18 protein-coding genes and 1 tRNA gene are annotated in these 19,020 nt (G+C 37.0%); 15 read left to right on the top strand and 4 right to left on the bottom strand.

Translation table 11 applies throughout. The features are described 5' to 3' along the window. The first annotated feature begins 129 nt into the window (after positions 1–129). The 3 genes from BXY75_RS02175 (at position 130) to BXY75_RS02185 (ending at position 2,893) form a co-directional block, all read left to right on the top strand. Positions 130–2,004, top strand: coding sequence for a cation:proton antiporter (locus BXY75_RS02175; RefSeq protein ID WP_121906055.1), 1,875 nt, complete (start codon positions 130–132; stop codon positions 2,002–2,004). A gap of 36 nt (positions 2,005–2,040) precedes the next feature. Next, positions 2,041–2,277 (top strand): hypothetical protein, encoded by a 237-nt coding sequence (locus BXY75_RS02180; protein WP_147437215.1) that lies wholly within the window; start codon positions 2,041–2,043, stop codon positions 2,275–2,277. A gap of 355 nt (positions 2,278–2,632) precedes the next feature. Beyond that, positions 2,633–2,893, top strand: a complete 261-nt coding sequence (locus BXY75_RS02185; protein WP_121906057.1) for a hypothetical protein — start codon at positions 2,633–2,635, stop codon at positions 2,891–2,893. A 67-nt stretch (positions 2,894–2,960) separates the two neighbouring features. On the opposite strand, the gene lepA is transcribed toward BXY75_RS02185, so the two are convergent. Next, entirely contained in the window at positions 2,961–4,757 is a 1,797-nt protein-coding gene (gene lepA / locus BXY75_RS02190; RefSeq protein WP_121906058.1) for a translation elongation factor 4, read from the bottom strand. A gap of 238 nt (positions 4,758–4,995) precedes the next feature. Between lepA and BXY75_RS02195 the strand changes: the two genes are divergently transcribed. Beyond that, positions 4,996–7,401, top strand: a complete 2,406-nt coding sequence (locus BXY75_RS02195; RefSeq protein WP_121906059.1) for a TonB-dependent receptor domain-containing protein — start codon at positions 4,996–4,998, stop codon at positions 7,399–7,401. A gap of 271 nt (positions 7,402–7,672) precedes the next feature. After that, the gene (dusB, locus tag BXY75_RS02200) at positions 7,673–8,671 is read left to right on the top strand and encodes a tRNA dihydrouridine synthase DusB (RefSeq protein WP_121906060.1); all 999 of its coding nucleotides are present in this window, start codon (positions 7,673–7,675) and stop codon (positions 8,669–8,671) included. On the opposite strand, the gene BXY75_RS02205 is transcribed toward dusB, so the two are convergent. Then, positions 8,668–9,867 carry an ABC transporter permease gene (locus tag BXY75_RS02205; protein ID WP_121906061.1) on the bottom strand — a complete coding sequence of 400 codons (1,200 nt, stop codon included), beginning with the start codon at positions 9,865–9,867 and terminating at the stop codon, positions 8,668–8,670. The genes dusB and BXY75_RS02205 overlap by 4 nt on opposite strands. A 1-nt stretch (position 9,868) precedes the next feature. Beyond that, entirely contained in the window at positions 9,869–10,264 is a 396-nt protein-coding gene (rbfA, locus tag BXY75_RS02210; protein WP_121906062.1) for a 30S ribosome-binding factor RbfA, read from the bottom strand. Between the two features lie 155 nt (positions 10,265–10,419). On the opposite strand from rbfA, the gene mce reads away from it, so the two are divergent. From mce to BXY75_RS02225, 3 genes are all read left to right on the top strand, one after another. Continuing rightward, positions 10,420–10,833, top strand: a complete 414-nt coding sequence (gene mce / locus BXY75_RS02215) for a methylmalonyl-CoA epimerase (RefSeq protein WP_121906063.1) — start codon at positions 10,420–10,422, stop codon at positions 10,831–10,833. A gap of 169 nt (positions 10,834–11,002) precedes the next feature. Then, positions 11,003–11,076 (top strand) — tRNA-Ile (locus tag BXY75_RS02220). A gap of 721 nt (positions 11,077–11,797) precedes the next feature. Then, positions 11,798–12,037 (top strand): hypothetical protein, encoded by a 240-nt coding sequence (locus tag BXY75_RS02225; RefSeq protein WP_121906064.1) that lies wholly within the window; start codon positions 11,798–11,800, stop codon positions 12,035–12,037. On the opposite strand, the gene BXY75_RS02230 is transcribed toward BXY75_RS02225, so the two are convergent. Further along, positions 12,018–12,608, bottom strand: a complete 591-nt coding sequence (locus tag BXY75_RS02230; protein ID WP_121906065.1) for a riboflavin synthase — start codon at positions 12,606–12,608, stop codon at positions 12,018–12,020. The genes BXY75_RS02225 and BXY75_RS02230 overlap by 20 nt on opposite strands. A gap of 159 nt (positions 12,609–12,767) precedes the next feature. Here BXY75_RS02230 and pdxA point away from each other — a divergent pair, with 159 nt between their 5' ends. The 7 genes from pdxA (at position 12,768) to BXY75_RS02265 (ending at position 19,010) form a co-directional block, all read left to right on the top strand. Further along, complete coding sequence (gene pdxA / locus BXY75_RS02235; RefSeq protein WP_121906066.1) at positions 12,768–13,829, top strand: 4-hydroxythreonine-4-phosphate dehydrogenase PdxA; 1,062 nt, start codon at positions 12,768–12,770, stop codon at positions 13,827–13,829. An 82-nt stretch (positions 13,830–13,911) separates the two neighbouring features. After that, complete coding sequence (locus BXY75_RS02240; RefSeq protein ID WP_121906067.1) at positions 13,912–14,460, top strand: YceD family protein; 549 nt, start codon at positions 13,912–13,914, stop codon at positions 14,458–14,460. 9 nt (positions 14,461–14,469) lie between these two features. Continuing rightward, complete coding sequence (gene rpmF, locus BXY75_RS02245) at positions 14,470–14,667, top strand: 50S ribosomal protein L32 (RefSeq protein ID WP_121906068.1); 198 nt, start codon at positions 14,470–14,472, stop codon at positions 14,665–14,667. A gap of 174 nt (positions 14,668–14,841) precedes the next feature. After that, on the top strand, positions 14,842–15,843 hold the full coding sequence (locus BXY75_RS02250) for a beta-ketoacyl-ACP synthase III (RefSeq protein WP_121906069.1): 1,002 nt from the start codon (positions 14,842–14,844) through the stop codon (positions 15,841–15,843). A gap of 29 nt (positions 15,844–15,872) precedes the next feature. Further along, positions 15,873–16,355: an acetyl-CoA carboxylase biotin carboxyl carrier protein gene (accB, locus tag BXY75_RS02255; RefSeq protein ID WP_121906586.1), complete on the top strand. Its 483-nt coding sequence runs from the start codon at positions 15,873–15,875 to the stop codon at positions 16,353–16,355. 99 nt (positions 16,356–16,454) lie between these two features. Continuing rightward, positions 16,455–17,807: an acetyl-CoA carboxylase biotin carboxylase subunit gene (gene accC, locus BXY75_RS02260; protein WP_121906070.1), complete on the top strand. Its 1,353-nt coding sequence runs from the start codon at positions 16,455–16,457 to the stop codon at positions 17,805–17,807. A gap of 78 nt (positions 17,808–17,885) precedes the next feature. Beyond that, on the top strand, positions 17,886–19,010 hold the full coding sequence (locus BXY75_RS02265; RefSeq protein ID WP_121906071.1) for an NAD(P)/FAD-dependent oxidoreductase: 1,125 nt from the start codon (positions 17,886–17,888) through the stop codon (positions 19,008–19,010). Positions 19,011–19,020 lie beyond the last annotated feature (10 nt).

A 19,020-nucleotide genomic window follows, 5' to 3' on the forward strand; every position in this document is an offset into this window, starting at 1 on the left:
ATTTTTTTGAAAGATAAGACTTTTTATAAAAACAGTTGGCAGATCGGCTTTTGATAATGTTTAGTTAAAATAAAAGCGCATATTTAAACAATTCCTGTAAATTTAATTTTTAAAGTTTAAAAGTAAAAAATGGTAGAATTAGCGGGAATTATAATATTGGGAATATTCGCACAATGGGTTGCCTGGAAATTTAAAATACCGGCAATCTTGCCACTTATTCTCATCGGATTATTTGTAGGTCCGATTTCCACCTTACTTTCTGATGACGGACAGCAATGGATCCAACCTATTTGGAACTCCGAAAAAGGTTTGTTCCCGGGAGATGGACTCTTTTATTTTGTATCGCTTGCTATAGGAATCATCCTATTTGAAGGAGGACTAACTCTAAAACGAGGAGAAATTACTAAAGTAGGTTCTGTTATTGGTAAACTTATTAGCTTAGGCTCGGCAATAACCTTTATAGGCGGTGCGCTAGCAGCACACTTTGTTTTTGGGTTAAGTTGGAAAATTTCTGTGCTATTTTCTGCCTTGATCATTGTAACCGGTCCAACTGTAATAACACCGATTTTAAGGAATATTCCTCTTAAGAAGGATGTTTCGGCAGTGCTTAAATGGGAGGGAATTCTCATTGATCCCATAGGTGCATTGGTAGCCGTTTTGGTGTTCGAATTTATCATTATTGAAGATCATTCAGGAGGATATACTAAGGAAGCCCTATTAGAATTTGGAAAAATCGTTCTTATTGGTTTTGCTTTCGGAATATCTGGTGGCTTTGCATTATATCAGGCCATAAAACGAAAGGTAGTGCCTCATTATTTATCAAATGTGGTTTCATTGTCGATGGTACTTATGGTTTTTGTCGTGAGCGACTTATTTGCTCACGAATCGGGTTTACTTGCCGTGGTGGTTATGGGAATGTTTTTAGGTAATAGTGACCTTCCAAATTTGAAAGAATTACTTTATTTTAAAGAGTCACTAAGTGTTTTACTTATATCAATCCTTTTTATATTATTGGCGGCGAACATCAGTCTGGATGATCTGTTACTTGTATATAATTGGCAAACAGCGGTACTTATGGCCATTATTATTTTTGTACTTCGGCCGTTAGGAGTTTTTCTAAGTACAGCAGGATCTACCTTAAAATTGAACGAGAAAATATTTATAAGTTGGGTAGGTCCAAGAGGTATTGTAGCGGCAGGGATTGCCTCTCTTTTTGGAACAAAACTAGTTCAAGCAGGTGAACCGGGTGCTGAGTATATCACACCCTTAGTATTTGCGGTAGTTCTTATCACAGTGCTTTTAAACGCTACGACAGCACGTTTTGTAGCAAAAATAGTAGGGGTGTTTCTGAAAGAATCTGAAGGAATCATGATAGTTGGAGCATCAAAAGTATCAAGACTTATAGCCAGCTATCTTCTGAAAAATAAAAGACATGTAGTACTTATTGACTCCAATCGTTTAAATATTGACAAAGCAAAAGAATTGGGCCTTGACGCGATTAATGCCAATATATATGTAGACGATCTCACAGACAATATAGAGCTGAGTGATGTTGGTTTCTTACTTGCAATGACTGGCAATGATGAAATTAACAGACAAGCTTTGAATCGCTTCGGAAAGCTTTTCGGAGAGAATGGAATGTATAGATTAATGACTACAGGAGAAGCTAATAACCCAAATTCAAACAATGCATCCTCCAAATTATTTTCGTTAAGTCATGATTACGTCAAGTTTTCGGAAGTAGCCAGAGATTTTCCTTCTATTCAGGAAATCAAAGTGAATAATAACAGTCAGTTCTCAAGAGTGCTTTCAATAATCGAAGAAGAGGGAAATGCTATTGCGCTGTTTTTAAAGAATTCTGAAGGACATCTCGATCTTATAGATGATCCTTCCGAAATGACAGTAGAAGCAGATAGTCATGTAGCTTATCTTGGAAAACCAATGGACTTTGAAGATGTCTTAAATGCCACAAAGGACGAAAATCAACTTAATCCGATAGAATAAAATAACATATCAATCGTTTTCTTAGCATATAAATTTATGATGAACCACAAATTTACCTTTCTAATTTTTGCACTATCCATTAGCTTTATAATCTCTTCTTGTGGTAATGATGACGGGAGGTCGTGTACGACTTGCAATTCAGATCAAACCCCCGATTTTACAGTCTGCCAGGAAAGTAACGGGAACGCGTCAGTCAATGGACAGGATACAGGAACAAATTATGACACCTACATTAGTGGGTTGGTGGAAGCCGGTGCGACTTGTGGCGGATAAGATTTGTAGGTTCAAATAACGTTAATCATAAGCTGTTTGATAAAAACTAGTGGTATTATTAAAGTGATTCCAAAGGTCAATTAAGTTTAAAATGTCAGTCTGAGCTTGTCGAAGACACTTATCGTTTGCATTTTGACCCCGAAACAATTGGGAAATGTGATAAAGTAAAATCAAATTAACGGTTAAAAACAATGACATCCAATGAGTTAGTCCTTTTCAAATATGATGTTTCTTGTATCAAGCTTTTACTTAGTTTAAAAGGGGAAAAACCCTGTTTTTTAAGAAAAAATTAAGAAATTTTTGCTCAACTTCTTGATTATCACAATATTTGCCAACTTAACGTAAAAACAAAAACATGAAAAAATTAATTTTTACAGCCTTGGTAATCGGATTAGTTGCAACTTCTTGTAAAAAAGATGATAATGGAGATGAAGGTAGCGGTGCTTGCCAAACATGTGTTCAAGCACAATCGGGTGCTTCGGTTGAGTATTGTGATAATGGTGACGGTACTTATTCTGCTACTACAAGTGGAACTACGATCAATTCAACTTTAGGAGGTCTAACATTTGGGGAACTTATAACCTCATTGGAACTTGCAGGTGTTGACTGTAATTAATTTCTAAAACAAAGTAAATAAAAAAGGCTGTCTATTAATAGACAGCCTTTTTTATTTATAATAGTTATTAGTCATTAAGCTTCAAAACAGCCATAAATGCTTCTTGTGGGATTTCTACATTCCCCACTTGTCGCATACGTTTTTTTCCTTTTTTCTGCTTTTCAAGTAATTTACGCTTACGAGAAATATCTCCACCATAACATTTAGCGGTTACATCTTTCCGAAGTGCTTTAACCGTTTCACGAGAGATGATTTTCGCTCCAATTGCAGCTTGTATTGGAATATCAAATTGCTGCCTTGGGATTAACTGACGTAATTTTTCACACATCTTTTTTCCAATGTCATAGGCGTTATCCTTGTGTAATAAAGCGGATAAAGCATCTACTATGTTTCCGTTAAGTAATACATCTACCTTCACTAATTGTGAGGTGCGTAATCCTATGGGTGAATAATCGAAAGATGCATAGCCTTTTGAAACTGTTTTTAATCGATCGTAGAAATCGAAAACAATCTCTGCCAACGGCATATCGAAAGAAAGTTCTACTCTCTCGGTAGTTAAATATGTCTGATTGGTAATTTCACCTCTTTTTTCAATACAAAGTGACATAACGTTTCCAACAAAATCGGATTTAGTAATGATAGTCGCTTTTATATAAGGTTCTTCGACACGATTTAAAGAAGAAGGTTCTGGTAAATCGGAAGGGTTGTTCACCAAAATAGGTGTTTCGGGATCTTTATGAGTGTATGCCTGGTACGAAACATTGGGAACCGTTGTGATTACCGTCATGTCAAATTCCCGTTCCAAACGCTCCTGAATAATCTCAAGGTGCAACATTCCGAGGAAACCGCAACGAAATCCGAAACCAAGAGCTGCGGAGCTTTCTGGTTGAAACACCAAAGAAGCATCATTAAGTTGTAATTTTTCCATAGAATTTCTCAATTCCTCATATTCTTCAGTGTCTACAGGATAGATTCCTGCGAAAACCATAGGCTTTACATCTTCGAAACCTTCGACCATATTAGTCGTAGGGTTCTTAGAATCTGTAATGGTATCACCTACTTTAACTTCTTTTGCTTCTTTAATTCCAGTAATTAAGTACCCTACATCACCGGTTTTAATTACCGTTTTTGGCACTTGTTTTAGTTTTAAAGTACCTACTTCATCTGCAAAATATGACTTGCCAGTGGCCATAAATTTAATATGTTGTCCTTTGGAAATTTCTCCGTTCAATACTCTAAAGTAAGTTTCTACCCCGCGGAATGGGTTGTAAACCGAGTCAAAGATCAATGCCTGTAACGATTGGTTCGGATCTCCTTTTGGAGGAGGAACTCGATCAATAATAGCGGTTAAAATTTCTTCGATCCCAACACCTGTTTTGGCGCTGGCCGGAATCACTTCTTCAGGGTCACAGCCCAAAAGATCTACAATATCGTCTGTAACTTCTTCTATATTGGCCGATGGCAGATCCACCTTATTCAAGACAGGGATGATCGTAAGATCGTTTTCGAGAGCCAAATATAAATTTGAGATCGTCTGTGCCTGTATACTTTGAGCAGCATCTACGATTAGTAAAGCGCCTTCGCAAGCTGCTATCGAACGAGAAACTTCGTATGAGAAGTCTACGTGACCCGGAGTATCTATAAGATTTAAAGTATATTTTTCACCCTTATGGACATAGTCCATTTGGATAGCATGACTTTTTATGGTAATACCACGCTCCCGTTCCAAATCCATACTATCTAATAGCTGATCTTGCTTTTCCCGGGAAGTAACTGTTCCTGTTGCATCCAACAATCGATCGGCCAATGTACTTTTACCGTGATCGATATGTGCAATAATGCAAAAATTTCTAATATTCTTCATATGCGTGTACCTTAGAGTACTTTGAGCTTGCAAATATAGCTTAAAAACTAAGCTTTCTTACCAAGATCTAATCAAGTAACGTAAATACTGTGACTTTTTTAGCAGAAAGATTGTAATATTTTTATGTTAGCTAATTATGATTGCTACCTTTGTAATCATTCAGTATAAGGAACGTAAGAAAAAGAAAAGATAAACCCAGTCAAAAAATGTCCGAAGCCGGCGGTTTCGCTATACAATTGTGAAAAATTATATCCTCTCCATACTGCTATTAACTGCAGTGAATATATTCTCACAAAGCGCTACTATTTCTGGTATCGTTGAGGGATCGGATGGGTTGCCCATATCTTTTGCAAACGTTTTATTGTACGAACTAGAAGCCGATTCAGCATTTACTGGTGTTACTACCGATGAAGACGGCAGTTTTCAGATATCCAATTTACAAGCAGGAAAATTTAAAATCAGTTTTAGTTTTGTGGGCTACGAAACTGTAGATCAGATAGTCGAAGTAGTTTCAGAAAAAAAACTCGGAATCATCATTTTAAATGAATCTACCGAATTTCTGGATGAAGCAATAGTTACCGCCAAGCGTCCTACCATTCAGAAAACAGCTGGAAAATTAGTGTTCAATGTTGAAAACACATCCGTGTCCGTTGGTAGCACGTTCGATCTGCTCAAAAAAACACCGGGAGTGGTGGTAATAGGAGAAAGTATAAAAATTAAATTTACCACGCCTACCATCTATATTAATGGAAAAAGGGTTTATTTATCTTCTTCAGAAGTGATTTCGCTGCTTCAGAATACAGATGCTTCAACCATAAAATCGATCGAAGTTATTACAAGTCCGTCGGCGAAATATGATGCTGAGGCAGGCAAGGTGTTAAACATAATTACTTCAAGAGCAATTTCTATTGGTTATAAAGGGAATGTTAACGGCAGGTATGAACAGGCAGAATTTCCGAAGTACAACTTTGGAACTTCTCATTTTTATAAGAATAAATGGATTAATTTCTACGGAAGCTATAGTTTTAGCCCACGGTTTGAAATTAAGGAGGATGATAATCATATTCGATATTTCGAACCGGACGGAAGCACAAATTCAATTTGGGAGACTAATTTTACCAGAAAAACCAGATCTAAAGCGCATCAAGCTAACATTATTGCCGACTTTAAACTTTCAGAAAAACAAACACTGGGGCTTACTGCTACCATATTTATATCTCCAAATATTTCGTATAAAAATAATGGAATAGCCGAAATTTTTAATTCTCAACATGAGCTCGATTCCATTTTTAAAACCCATAGTGTTCTGGAAAACGACACCGACAATCTATCTTATGGACTTAATTATACATTGGATTTAAACGATGAAGGATCCAAAATAACTGCGGCGGTCAATTATATTGACTACGATAAAGATCAAACACAAAATGTGGGAACTACTTATAGATTACCTAATGGTGTTTTTCTACGTAATAATAGTTTTTTCACGAATGCCCGTCAGCGAAGTAATATTATAACCGGACAAGCAGACCTTATCACTGCTTTATTTGGGGGAACAATTGAAGCAGGGATAAAGTACTCTGATACAGATACGGAAAGCGGCTTAGATTTTTTTGATATAGAAAATAGAATTCAAACATTTAATAAGGATTTATCAGATGATTTTAATTATAAAGAGAATATTTATGGTGAGTATTTAAGTTTTGCGAAAGAATGGGATAGTTGGAATTTTGAAGCAGGAATGAGAGGAGAATATACTCACATCGACGCGATATCACTTTCTTTAGGTAAAATCAATACCCAAAAGTATTTCGAATTTTTCCCTTCGGCATCATTAAATCATGCAATCAATGACAACAATAATGTAGGCGCCAGCTATAAAAGATCCATACACAGACCGAGATATCAAAGTCTCAACCCTTTCCGTTATTTTATAACCGAGAATAATTTTAATGGCGGTAACCCAGAATTAGTGCCGGCGATTGAAAGCACATTTACCTTGAGCTATAATTATAAGAATAAGTTGTTTATTGAAGCATACTATCAGGATATTGAAAACAATCTGGATATACTTACATTTCAAGATAATGAAAATAGAATCATTCGTAATATCGACAGCAATCTTATTAATGAGTTTCAATACAGCCTCGATATTATGTATTACGACAACCTTTTGCCTTGGTGGTTAGTTCAATTAACAACTTCGACCTTTTATCTCGAAAACAAATTCTTTTCCGTAGAAAGCGACGAAAACACCTACAGTAATAGCACCTTCGGGTTTTATGGTTATATCTATAACGGTGTTACACTCTCTAAAAAGAGCAATTTATCATCAGATATAACTGCGACTTATATATCCAATCTCATTTCCGGATCTTATAAGTATGAAAATCAGTTTAATCTATCTATTTCTTTCAGAAAAACGTTTTGGGATAATCGGGCAAGTATCAACATAGGCGTCGATGATATTTTCGACACCAATAATATCCCGCTAAACTCCAAATATTACAATCAGGATAACGGGTATTTTGCCAAGTCAGAATCCAGATTATTTCGTGTTGGTTTTCGGTATAACTTCGGAAACGCCCGCCTTCACGACAATAATAAGAACTTAAATACCGAAGAAAAAGACCGCTTGAACTAAAGAATGGTCTCTTTGCGTACTTCTACCATCTGAAGCTTTTTATTATTTTTTGATAGCGTTTTACTTTAATTTTCCTTCGCGTTCGCTTTGTCGGGTGAGAATATTTAGGTTTTACTCACTAATTAAGTTAATGGAATCCTAGGTAATATTTTACCTCTCCATTAGGAGAGGTCGGAACTGCTTTTTCGCAGTTCCGGGTGAGGTAAGTTTTTGGAATTTTAAGACCTTATGGCAGAGCCGTTAAGGTATTTTATTTATTTTTGCAGCAATTATGGCAAAGATTGGTGATATAGACGTTGGAGATTTTCCACTATTGCTTGCTCCTATGGAGGATGTGAGCGATCCCCCTTTTCGTGCACTTTGTAAAGAGCAGGGAGCCGATGTGGTTTATACAGAATTTATCTCTTCGGAAGGTCTTATTCGTGATGCTGCTAAAAGTGTTATGAAACTTGATATTTACGAAAAGGAACGCCCAGTAGGCATACAAATATTTGGTGCGATACTCGAATCTATGCTTCGAAGCGTGGAGATTGTAGAAGCAAGTGGCCCGGATATTATCGACATAAATTTTGGTTGCCCTGTAAAAAAAGTAGTGAGTAAAGGTGCGGGAGCTGGAATTTTAAAAGATATCGACCTTATGGTGAGCCTTACCGAAGCTATGGTAAAACACACAAAATTACCAGTTACCGTGAAAACTCGTCTAGGTTGGGATCATGATTCGATTAGAATCGTTGAGGTAGCTGAGAGGTTACAGGATGTGGGATGTAAAGCAATTTCTATTCATGGTCGCACCCGTGCTCAACTTTATAAAGGAGATGCCGATTGGGCCCCAATTTCCGAAGTGAAAAACAACTCAAGAATGCACATTCCAGTGTTTGGAAACGGCGACGTCGATACGCCTGAAAAAGCGATGGAAATGCGTGACAAATACGGTCTTGACGGTGCAATGATAGGTCGCGCCAGTATTGGCTACCCTTGGTTTTTTAAAGAGGTTAAGCATTATTTCAAAACCGGAACTCACTGTGCACCTCCAACAATGACAGAACGTGTAGAAGCGGCCAGACGCCACCTTCAGATGTCGATCGACTGGAAGGGTGAAAAGCTAGGTGTTTTTGAAACTCGCAGACATTATACGAACTATTTTAAAGGAATTCCAAACTTTAAGGAACATCGCATGAAAATGGTGACCAGTGATGATTCAGGGTCAGTATTTGCTGCCTTTGATGAGGTGTTGGAGAAGTTTGAAGATTTTCAGTTTGCAGCCTACTAACTCAGTAGTTTTTCTCGCACCCTGCTTGAAGCAATTTTTGAAGCGATAAGCCCAAGAATCACAATTGTTCCTAGTACTACCATTACATTTACTGCTTTTAGTTTTACCGGATAAGGTAGCGTTGAGGTTATATTAATGAATTCAAATTCTAGCTGTGCCCAAACTGCCAACACACCTAACAGAATTCCTAAAGTACCTCCAAGAGTTGTCATTAAAGTGCCTTGCAGAAAGAAAATACTCCTAATTTCTTGAAGCGTTGCCCCCATATTATAAAGGGTTTTCATGTTTTTCCTCTTATCGAGTATCATCATTATAATTGAACCAATTACATTGAATAGCGCAATTATAAGAACGAGTGTAAAAATAAGATAAACCGCGATGTTTTCGGTGTTAAGCATCTTGTAAAGGGCATCGTTTTGTTGAATTCGGTTTTTTACCAAAATGTCTTCAGAAAATACAGAAATAAGAGCTTCTTTCACTTTATCTTCGGAAGTGCCTGGCGACAATTTGAACTCTATTGAAGACAACTGAGTACTGTCTAAACGAAGTAAATTTCTAGCAAAATCAATATCTGAAAACACATATTTACTATTAAGATCTTCGTTAACTTCATAAATTCCTGATACTACGACACTTTCTTTATTGAACACTTGAGTCGGGTCCAGGGTTTGTCCGGTATATGGTTTGGGCACATAAATTTCCAGCAGGCTGCCATAATCTCTGGTGCCAAGCGACAGTTTTTGTGAAGTACCTATTCCAACAACGACTTCATTCTGATTGGGAATCAGCCATGAATCGTAAATCAAAATACTATCAACGGGATTAACAGCATCGTAATTAACATCGACACCTTTTATATATGCGATTTCGTTTTTTTCTCTGAAATGTAAAAATACACGCTCTTCAATTATTTTTGAATAAGCTGCTATTCCGGGAATTGCTTTTAATTTCTCTTCGGAAGCTTCAGAAAAAGTAATTGTCTTTCCACTAGCTGGAAACACTTTCAAGTCGCTATCGAACACGTTGGTGAACTGAAGACTAAAATCTTTCAGACCAGAAAAACCTGAAAGTACTATAAATAAAGACATAGCGCCCACAACCACTCCTATAGCGGCAATAATGGTGATTACATTGATGGCGTTGTTGCTGCTCTTTGAAAACAAATAACGTTTGGCAATATACAGCGGGAATTTCAACTTAAGATTTTTTGCGTTTAGATAAAAGTTCCGGATTTTTTATAGGATTATCTTCACCTTTTACAGCCCTGTCGATCGTTTCAATGTATTCGAGAGAATCGTCATTATAGAAAGTTAAATCGGGCATTTTTCGAAGCTGATGTTTAGTGAGCTGAGCGATTTGATGCTTAATTTTAGGCTTTACTTCGTTAAGTTCGGCTACAACTCCTACCGCTTTGTCTGATGGAAAAACACTTACATAAACCTTCGCGATGGAAAGATCAGTCGTGATACCTACCTTACTTACAGAGATAAGTATTCCTTGTTGCCCCATTTCTCGAAGCATGTTCTGTAATACGTTCGCAAGATCATTTTGCAGTACGCCAGCGATCTTTTTTTGTCTGTTGCTTTCTTCCATGGTGCAAAAGTAGTACAATATTTGCTTTTTAATGATTTATATAAGGTGTAGTTCAAATTGTAAGAGCAATCTTAACAGAAATTAGGAAACTTACTGAGCTTATATTAATTGGGAGGCTGAAAGATTTACTATTTTTGAATTATCACAAAATACATATGAACAAGATAGAGCACATTGGAATTGCGGTAAAGGATCTCGAAGCAGCAAACGAAATTTATAAGAATCTGTTGGGGTATGAGCATTATAAAACCGAAACTGTGGAAGGAGAGGGTGTAGTTACTTCATTTTTTAAATGTGGGGACTCTAAAATTGAACTCTTAGAAGCGACTCGTGATGATAGCCCAATAGCGGGATTTATTGAGAAAAGAGGGGAAGGAGTGCACCATATTGCATTTGCCGTGGATGATATTGAAGCTGAGGTTAAACGCTTAAAAGAATCTGGATTCAGAGTATTAAATGAAACGCCAAAAAGAGGCGCCGATAATAAATTAGTAGTTTTTTTACACCCAAAATCTTCACATGGAGTGTTAGTGGAGTTATGTCAGGAAATAAAGATTAACGACAAATAGTTTGGAAATTTTATAAAGAGCTTTACCTTTGCAAACTATTTTTGGCCCCAAGGCTCAGCGGGTTACCCGCAAAACCTTGCTTTTTGCAGCAAGTTGGGGCACTTACAAAGGCCTTAAATAGGTTTAGATTAGCAACTAAGTTCTTTTTAAAATATTGATCAAATATATAGGTCCTATAGCTCAGCTGGTTAGAGCACCTGACTCATAATCAGGGGGTCCATGGTTCGAGCCCATGTGGGACCACTATTAATTTACGCTCTTTGCATTAACAGTAATTTTTGTGTTCTACCTTTATTTGGTGGGCGAGAAGTTTATGCTGAGCGGAGTCGAAGTGAGCCCATGTGGGGCCACTATTAATTTACGCTCTTTGCATTAACAGTAATTTTTGTGTTCTACCTTTGTTTGGTGGGCGAGAAGTTTATGCTGAGCGGAGTCGAAGTGAGCCCATGTGGGACCACTATTAATTTACGCTCTTTGCATTAACAGTAATTTTTGTGTTCTACCTTTATTTGGTGGGCGAGAAGTTTATGCTGAGCGGAGTCGAAGTGAGCCCATGTGGGACCACTATTAATTTACGCTCTTTGCATTAACAGTAATTTTTGTGTTCTAATTTTATTTTGGAGGGCGAGAAGTTTATGCAGAGTCCCGTTATTTATCGTGATCGAAGTGATCATGTTTGTGACCATTTATTAGTTTTAGTTATTTGATTTTATGAATTATCGTTAGAGAATATAATTTTTATGCAAAAGCTACGTTCTAGTTTCCATAAATGAAGAAGACCTAAGATATTAGGAATGAACTCGATATTAAATATTAAATAATTGTAATTTTTGACAAAAACGGTATTATGTCGTTTTTTTTTGTACTTTGCCGACCTTTTAATAAGAGAAAAAGTTAATAAATCTGTTGATAAATTATTTTTTTTCTTTGTAGTTTAAAATAAATCATTACTTTAGCCGATAATATGCGACCCCAAATCGTTAAAAACATACTAGCCCCTGCAGCACTCTATTTATTTTCGTGTGCTACTATGCTTGGACAAGCCGACTCTGGCAGTTCAGGTCCGCCTGAACCTAGCCGAGGGCCAACTCCTCCAGAATTAGGACTTCCTATAGACAATGGCTTGCTTGTTTTGCTTATCGCTGGTTTAATTTTTGGAATTTACACCGCGAATAAGATAAGAGCTAAACGTACGGTTGCATAAACTTTTTTAGATATTTTCCGATAATATCAAACTCCAAATTTACTTCATCTCCAATTTTTAATGTGTTGAAATTCGTGTGCTCATGTGTATACGGGATAATTGCCACACTAAACTCAGATATTTTAGAGTCAACAACCGTGAGGCTTACACCATTAATGGTTATAGAGCCTTTTTCAACAGTCGTATTTCCTTGTTCACTTTGGTAGGAGAACGTATAACTCCAGCTACCGTCACAATCTTCGATCTTCTTACAAACTCCCACCTCGTCAATATGTCCTTGCACCATATGTCCGTCTAATCTATCTCCTAATTTCATGGCGCGTTCCAGATTAACCTTGCTTCCGACCATCAATTTCTTCAGATTTGTTTTATCGAGAGTCTCTTTGATAGCTGTTACCTTATAAATTTGATCATTGATCTCAACTACTGTTAGACAAATTCCATTATGTGAAACACTTTGATCAATTTTAAGTTCAGAAGTAATGCCACTAATCACTGAAATATTCAAGTTTTCACCCTCTTTAGTTAGATTCGTGATTTCGCCAATCGATTCAATTATTCCTGTAAACATGAATTCATTTAATTACATTTGTGTGGTAAAAGTAATAATAAGTACCCATTTAAACGTTTTTAAAGAAAGTCGAAATAGATTTGTTCGGATAATGAAAATTTCAAGCTCCAATGGAAGCAGATAAAATTCAGTTCAGAAAAAAATAGCAGCAAAACCGTAATGAGTAAACAGGATAAAATAATAGTTGGAATTTCAATTGGGGATCTAAATGGAATAGGCAGTGAAATTGTTCTTAAAACTTTTTTAGATTCACGAATGATGGATTTTTGCACTCCGGTGATTTTTGCATCGGTTAAGCTTATTTCATTTTTTAAAAAAGAATACGAGCTTGATATTAACTTGCATGGGATAGATTCTTTAGATGATATTATCCATAAGAAAATAAACGTGCTTAATGTGTGGAAGGAAACGGTTGATATTAACTTCGGAAAAGAGGATAAGACCATTGGTGAATATGCAGTTAAATCTTTGGCCGCAGCAGTTTCAGCCTTAAAAGAATCGCAAATTGATGTGCTCGTAACCGCACCTATAAACAAGTCTAACGTACAGTCTGAAACTTTTTCATTTCCGGGCCACACAGATTATTTAGCGAAAGAATTGGAAGGAGACAGCCTTATGCTAATGATTTCTGAAACTTTAAAAGTTGGTTTGTTAACGGATCATGTAGCGGTTAAAGATGTTGCAAAAAACATTACACGAGAACTTATCGAAAAAAAGATTAATACTATTCATCATACACTAATTCAGGATTTCGGAATTGAAAAACCAAAAATTGCGGTATTAGGAATTAATCCACATAATGGTGATAATGGTGTTATAGGAGATGAAGATGATACAGTTTTAAGACCTGCCTTAGACAACATTCGCAATAATGGAAAAACAGTCTTTGGTCCATATGCGGCCGACAGCTTTTTTGGTTCCGGGAATTACAAAAATTTTGATGTGGTAATTGCATCTTATCACGATCAGGGATTAATTCCTTTTAAAACTCTTGCCTTTGGAAGTGGTGTTAATTACACAGCTGGTTTAAAAAAGATAAGAACTTCTCCCGATCATGGCACAGCTTACGATATCGCAGGAACCAATACAGCAAATCCAGATTCCTTCGTAGAGGCTGTTTTCAGTGCGATAAAAATATTTGAAACCAGAAACGAGTACATGGAAATCTCCAAAAATCCATTAAAAACTAACAGGAAAAAACCCTTTGTAAAAAAGAAGTGATAAATTAATTTGCTATTCAATTAATTTTTTATCTTTGCACCCGCCTTATTCGTAAGGTGGTGCAGAAAAAACAGGTGGGAAAATGAAGGAACTGAAAGAATTTACGATTCCCTTCGTGGGATTAAAAACAGGAGAACACCGGTTTAATTTTGAAATTGGAAAACCGTTCTTTGAACATTTTGAGTATGACGAGTTTAATGATGCATCTATTAAGCTTGAAGTAGTACTGGATAAAAAAACTACTTTACTTGAATTTACACTCTTTTTTGAAGGGTCAGTAAACGTAAATTGTGATATAACAAATGAGCCCTATAATCAGGAAATCTCGGGAGATTATCACTTTGTAGTAAACTTTGGTGAAGAATTTAATGATGAGAATGAAGATTTGTTAATCCTACCTCATGGAAGTTATGAAGTTTGTATCCAACAATACATTTATGAATCTATAGTGTTAGGCTTACCTAGCAGAAGGATTCATCCAGGTGTAAAAGATGGATCACTAAAAAGTGACATACTCGAAAAATTAGAAGAATTGAGCCTTTCAGATAAAGAAGACAAAAAGTCGGACTCGAAAGGTAATACAACAGACCCACGATGGGACACATTAAAAAAACTATTAACGGATAAATAATATATAGTAATGGCACATCCTAAAAGAAAAATCTCGAAAACGAGAAGAGACAAGAGAAGAACGCATTACAAAGCTACAGCTCCTCAAATTGCTACCGATCCAACAACAGGAGAGGCACACCTTTATCATAGAGCTCACTGGCATGAAGGAAAACTTTACTACCGCGGACAGATTGTTGTTGACGCAGTGGAAGAAGTAGAGGCGTAGACTGAAAAATCTCCAAAAATTTAAACTCTCACAGACGATGTGAGAGTTTTTTGTTTTTTTACTTTCTAAAAGTCAAAAACAATTCAATTTTGGATCGTTTTTGATTAAAATTTAGTAATTTTCCTTCCCTTTAGAGACTTTTTGTACTCTTTTTGGTGAATTTAATTCAATTTTATGAGTACTATCACAGCAGCAATTACCGCTGTAGGGGGCTATGTTCCAGACTACGTTTTAACAAATCAGATTCTGGAAACAATGATGGATACCAACGACGAATGGATTACCACCCGTACCGGAATTAAAGAACGTAGAATTTTAAAAGATAAAGGCAAAGGAACTTCCTTTCTTGCCATTGAAGCAGCGAAAGATCTGCTTAAAAAAAGTAATACCGATCCAAAAGATATTGACCTGCTTATTATGGCAACGGCCACACCGGATATGCCGGTCGCAGCAACAGGCGTTTATGTAGCTACCGAAATCGGTGCCGTAAACGCTTTCTCTTTTGATCTAGTTGCAGCCTGTTCCAGTTTTCTCTTCGGAATGTCGAATGCAGCCAGATATATAGAATCAGGAAAGTATAAAAAGGTGCTACTTATTGGTGCCGATAAAATGTCTTCTATCCTTGATTATGAAGATCGTACAACTTCTATTATTTTTGGTGATGGTGCCGGTGCAGTACTTTTTGAGCCAAATACAGAAGGGTTCGGACTTATTGATGAGTACCTTCGAACCGATGGAGTTGGCCGACCTCATCTCAAGATAGATGCCGGAGGGTCAATTCTTCCAGCTTCAGCCGAAACAGTAGCCAATAAACAACACTATGTCTATCAGGATGGCAAAACGGTTTTTAAATTTGCTGTTTCTAATATGGCAGATGTTTGCGAAAAAGTAATGCTTAAAAACAATCTTAGCGGAGATGATGTAGACTGGTTGGTTCCACATCAGGCAAATAAGAGAATTATTGATGCCGCCGCAAGAAGGATGAATCTTCCAGAGGAAAAAGTGATGATTAATATTCATAAATATGGTAATACCACTTCTGCTACTTTACCATTATGCCTTTGGGATTACGAAAAACAACTAAAAAAAGGAGATAATTTGGTACTGGCCGCCTTTGGAGGAGGCTTTACCTGGGGTGCCATTTATTTGAAATGGGCTATAGATCCAATCCAATAACTAACAAAGTATATTTAAACCAAAAAAACATGGAATTAAAGGATATTCAAAACTTAATAAAATTTGTTGCAAAATCCGGAGCCAGTGAAGTTAAACTGGAAATGGAAGATATAAAAATTACCATTAAAACCGGAAGTGATGATCATAAAGGGGAGATGACTTATATTCAGCAAATGCCTTCTATGTCTGTTCCTCAGCAACAAATGGTAGCTCAGCCTCAGTCACAGGCGACTACATCGGAAACAAGTCCTGCTGCAACTGAAGACTCAAAATATGTGACCATAAAATCTCCAATTATTGGAACTTTTTATCGTAAACCATCTCCAGACAAGCCTATGTTTGTTGAAGTAGGTGATAATATTGGTACGGGGGATGTTTTATGTGTTATTGAGGCTATGAAACTTTTTAATGAAATTGAGAGCGAGATGTCCGGAAAGATCGTAAAAATATTGGTGGACGATGCGTCACCAGTTGAGTTCGATCAACCACTATTTTTAGTGGATCCTTCGTAATGTTCTAATCCTAATACGCTTCCAAAGTTTAGGGACTAATTCCATCGCAAGAAGGTTTATCTTTTCGACTTTAGAAGAGAATTAAAATTTCAGAAACGTATGTTTAAAAAAATATTAATTGCAAATAGGGGAGAGATTGCACTACGAATTATTCGTACCTGTCGTGAGATGGGAATTAAAACGGTAGCCGTATATTCTAAAGCAGACGAAGAAAGCCTGCATGTTCGTTTTGCAGATGAAGCCGTTTGTATAGGACCCCCACCAAGTAGTGAAAGCTATTTGAAAATTTCAAATATTATCGCAGCTGCCGAAATCACCAATGCCGATGCAATACATCCAGGTTACGGATTTTTAGCTGAAAACTCTAAGTTTTCGAAGATCTGTGCCGAACACAATATCAAATTTATTGGGGCTTCTCCCGATATGATCGATAGAATGGGTGACAAGGCTTCCGCCAAGGAAACCATGAAAGCCGCCGGAGTACCTTGTATTCCAGGAAGCGAAGGAATAATAAAAGATTTTGCTGAATGTGAAAAACTGGCAAATGAAGCTGGGTATCCAGTCATGTTAAAAGCTACCGCTGGTGGTGGTGGAAAAGGAATGCGTGGCGTTTGGAAAAAGGAAAATCTAAAAAAAGCTTGGGACGACGCCCGACAGGAAGCAAGTGCAGCCTTCGGAAATGACGGAATGTATCTTGAAAAATTGATTGAAGAACCACGCCATATTGAAATTCAAGTTGTTGGTGATAGCACAGGTAAAGCATGTCATTTAAGCGAACGTGATTGCTCAATTCAAAGAAGACACCAAAAATTAACTGAGGAAACTCCAAGTCCGTTTATGACAACTAAGTTGCGTAAGGATATGGGTAATGCCGCGGTTAAAGCAGCCGAATTTATAAAATATGAAGGTGCAGGAACAGTAGAATTTTTAGTGGATAAACACCGTAATTTCTATTTTATGGAAATGAATACACGTATTCAGGTGGAACACCCAATCACAGAACAAGTAATCGATTTCGATCTTATTCGTGAGCAGATTCTTGTTGCTGCCGGAGTACCAATTTCAGGAAAAAATTATACTCCAAAACTGCACTCTATAGAATGTCGTATTAATGCCGAAGATCCTTACAACGATTTTCGCCCATCTCCAGGGAAAATAACTGTTTTACATGCTCCCGGAGGACACGGAGTTCGATTGGATACTCATGTTTATGCAGGCTATACCATTCCTCCAAATTACGACTCTATGATTGCTAAGTTAATCACGACGGCTCAAACCCGCGAAGAGGCTATTAGCAAGATGAAAAGAGCATTGGATGAATTCGTAATTGAAGGAGTGAAAACGACCATTCCATTTCATAGACAGTTAATGGATCATCCCGATTATGTGGCCGGAAACTATACAACTGCCTTTATGAACGACTGGCATATGAATCCGCCGGAAGAGGAATAAATTAATAGTCGGCAGTTGTCAGTCACAGTTGGCAGTTAATTCCTTATACTGCCAACTGTGACTGAACACTGTTAACTTATGAATCTTTCTTATTGGGAACGAAAAAGCTGGTTTACCGACATCGATTTTGCCATAATCGGAAGTGGGATCGTGGGATTAAGCTGTGCTCTTTCTCTTCGGAAAAAGTACCCTAAGCATAAAATCGTTGTTTTTGAAAAAGGCATGTTGCCAAGTGGCGCAAGTACAAAAAATGCGGGCTTCGCATGCTTTGGAAGTCTTTCTGAAATATTAGATGATCTTAAAACTCATTCTGAAAAAGAAGTGGTTTCACTGGTTAAGAAAAGAATGGATGGGCTTCGATTATTGAGAAACACGCTAGGCGATGCGAATTTAGAGTATCAGGAGAATGGGGGTTATGAGCTATTTACAAAAGAAAATGAAGATCTTTTCGAAGCTTGTTACCATCAAATGAGCTATGTAAACGATTTATTAAAACCAGTTTTCAAGGATACTATTTTTTCAGTATCGGCAAACAATTTTGGATTTGGCAATGTTCACCCAAAGCTTATTTTCAATCAATTTGAAGGGCAGATTGACACTGGAAAAATGATGTTAGGCCTTGTTAAAAAAGCTTCAGAAGCATCGATATTAATTGTGAATGCTGCTGAGATTACTTCACTTTCCGAAGAAGAAAAAGAAGTAAGATTTCGGCTTAATCATTCCGAAGAAATTTCAGCAAAGAACATTTTAATTGCGACAAACGGATTTGCAAAACAGCTTTTAAAAGAAGATGTTCAACCCGCAAGGGCGCAGGTGCTCATTACAAAACCGATTAAAAATCTTCATATAAAAGGTACTTTTCATTTGGATAAAGGCTACTATTATTTCCGTAATATCGATAACAGAATTCTCTTTGGAGGTGGAAGAAATCTCGATTTTAAATCAGAGGAAACCACAAAAACAGGCCTTACTACAATAGTTCAGGATAGACTAGAAGAGATCCTTCGCACAACAATTTTACCAAATACTCCGTTTGAAATAGACCACCGTTGGAGCGGGATAATGGGCGTGGGACAACAAAAGAAGCCTATTGTAAAGCAACTTTCGGAACGAATTTATTGCGGAGTCCGTCTTGGAGGAATGGGCGTTGCTATTGGCAGTTCCATTGGGGACGAGCTGGCGAAATTGACTTGGAAAACATAGCGATCGAGCT

The organism is Ulvibacter antarcticus (genome assembly GCF_003688405.1).
GTDB lineage: Bacteria > Bacteroidota > Bacteroidia > Flavobacteriales > Flavobacteriaceae > Ulvibacter > Ulvibacter antarcticus.

Bases quoted from the DNA above. Each gene is read 5' to 3' on its own strand.
- BXY75_RS02240 (WP_121906067.1), top strand. From the start codon at position 13,912: ATGAAGGAACTGAAAGAATTTACGATTCCCTTCGTGGGATTAAAAACA.
- BXY75_RS02265 (WP_121906071.1), top strand. From the start codon at position 17,886: ATGAATCTTTCTTATTGGGAACGAAAAAGCTGGTTTACCGACATCGAT.
- accB (WP_121906586.1), top strand. From the start codon at position 15,873: ATGGAATTAAAGGATATTCAAAACTTAATAAAATTTGTTGCAAAATCC.
- dusB (WP_121906060.1), top strand. From the start codon at position 7,673: ATGGCAAAGATTGGTGATATAGACGTTGGAGATTTTCCACTATTGCTT.
- accC (WP_121906070.1), top strand. From the start codon at position 16,455: ATGTTTAAAAAAATATTAATTGCAAATAGGGGAGAGATTGCACTACGA.
- BXY75_RS02250 (WP_121906069.1), top strand. From the start codon at position 14,842: ATGAGTACTATCACAGCAGCAATTACCGCTGTAGGGGGCTATGTTCCA.
- BXY75_RS02185 (WP_121906057.1), top strand. From the start codon at position 2,633: ATGAAAAAATTAATTTTTACAGCCTTGGTAATCGGATTAGTTGCAACT.
- mce (WP_121906063.1), top strand. From the start codon at position 10,420: ATGAACAAGATAGAGCACATTGGAATTGCGGTAAAGGATCTCGAAGCA.
- BXY75_RS02180 (WP_147437215.1), top strand. From the start codon at position 2,041: ATGATGAACCACAAATTTACCTTTCTAATTTTTGCACTATCCATTAGC.
- BXY75_RS02225 (WP_121906064.1), top strand. From the start codon at position 11,798: ATGCGACCCCAAATCGTTAAAAACATACTAGCCCCTGCAGCACTCTAT.
- BXY75_RS02175 (WP_121906055.1), top strand. From the start codon at position 130: ATGGTAGAATTAGCGGGAATTATAATATTGGGAATATTCGCACAATGG.
- rpmF (WP_121906068.1), top strand. From the start codon at position 14,470: ATGGCACATCCTAAAAGAAAAATCTCGAAAACGAGAAGAGACAAGAGA.
- BXY75_RS02230 (WP_121906065.1), bottom strand. From the start codon at position 12,608: ATGTTTACAGGAATAATTGAATCGATTGGCGAAATCACGAATCTAACT.
- lepA (WP_121906058.1), bottom strand. From the start codon at position 4,757: ATGAAGAATATTAGAAATTTTTGCATTATTGCACATATCGATCACGGT.
- rbfA (WP_121906062.1), bottom strand. From the start codon at position 10,264: ATGGAAGAAAGCAACAGACAAAAAAAGATCGCTGGCGTACTGCAAAAT.
- pdxA (WP_121906066.1), top strand. From the start codon at position 12,768: ATGAGTAAACAGGATAAAATAATAGTTGGAATTTCAATTGGGGATCTA.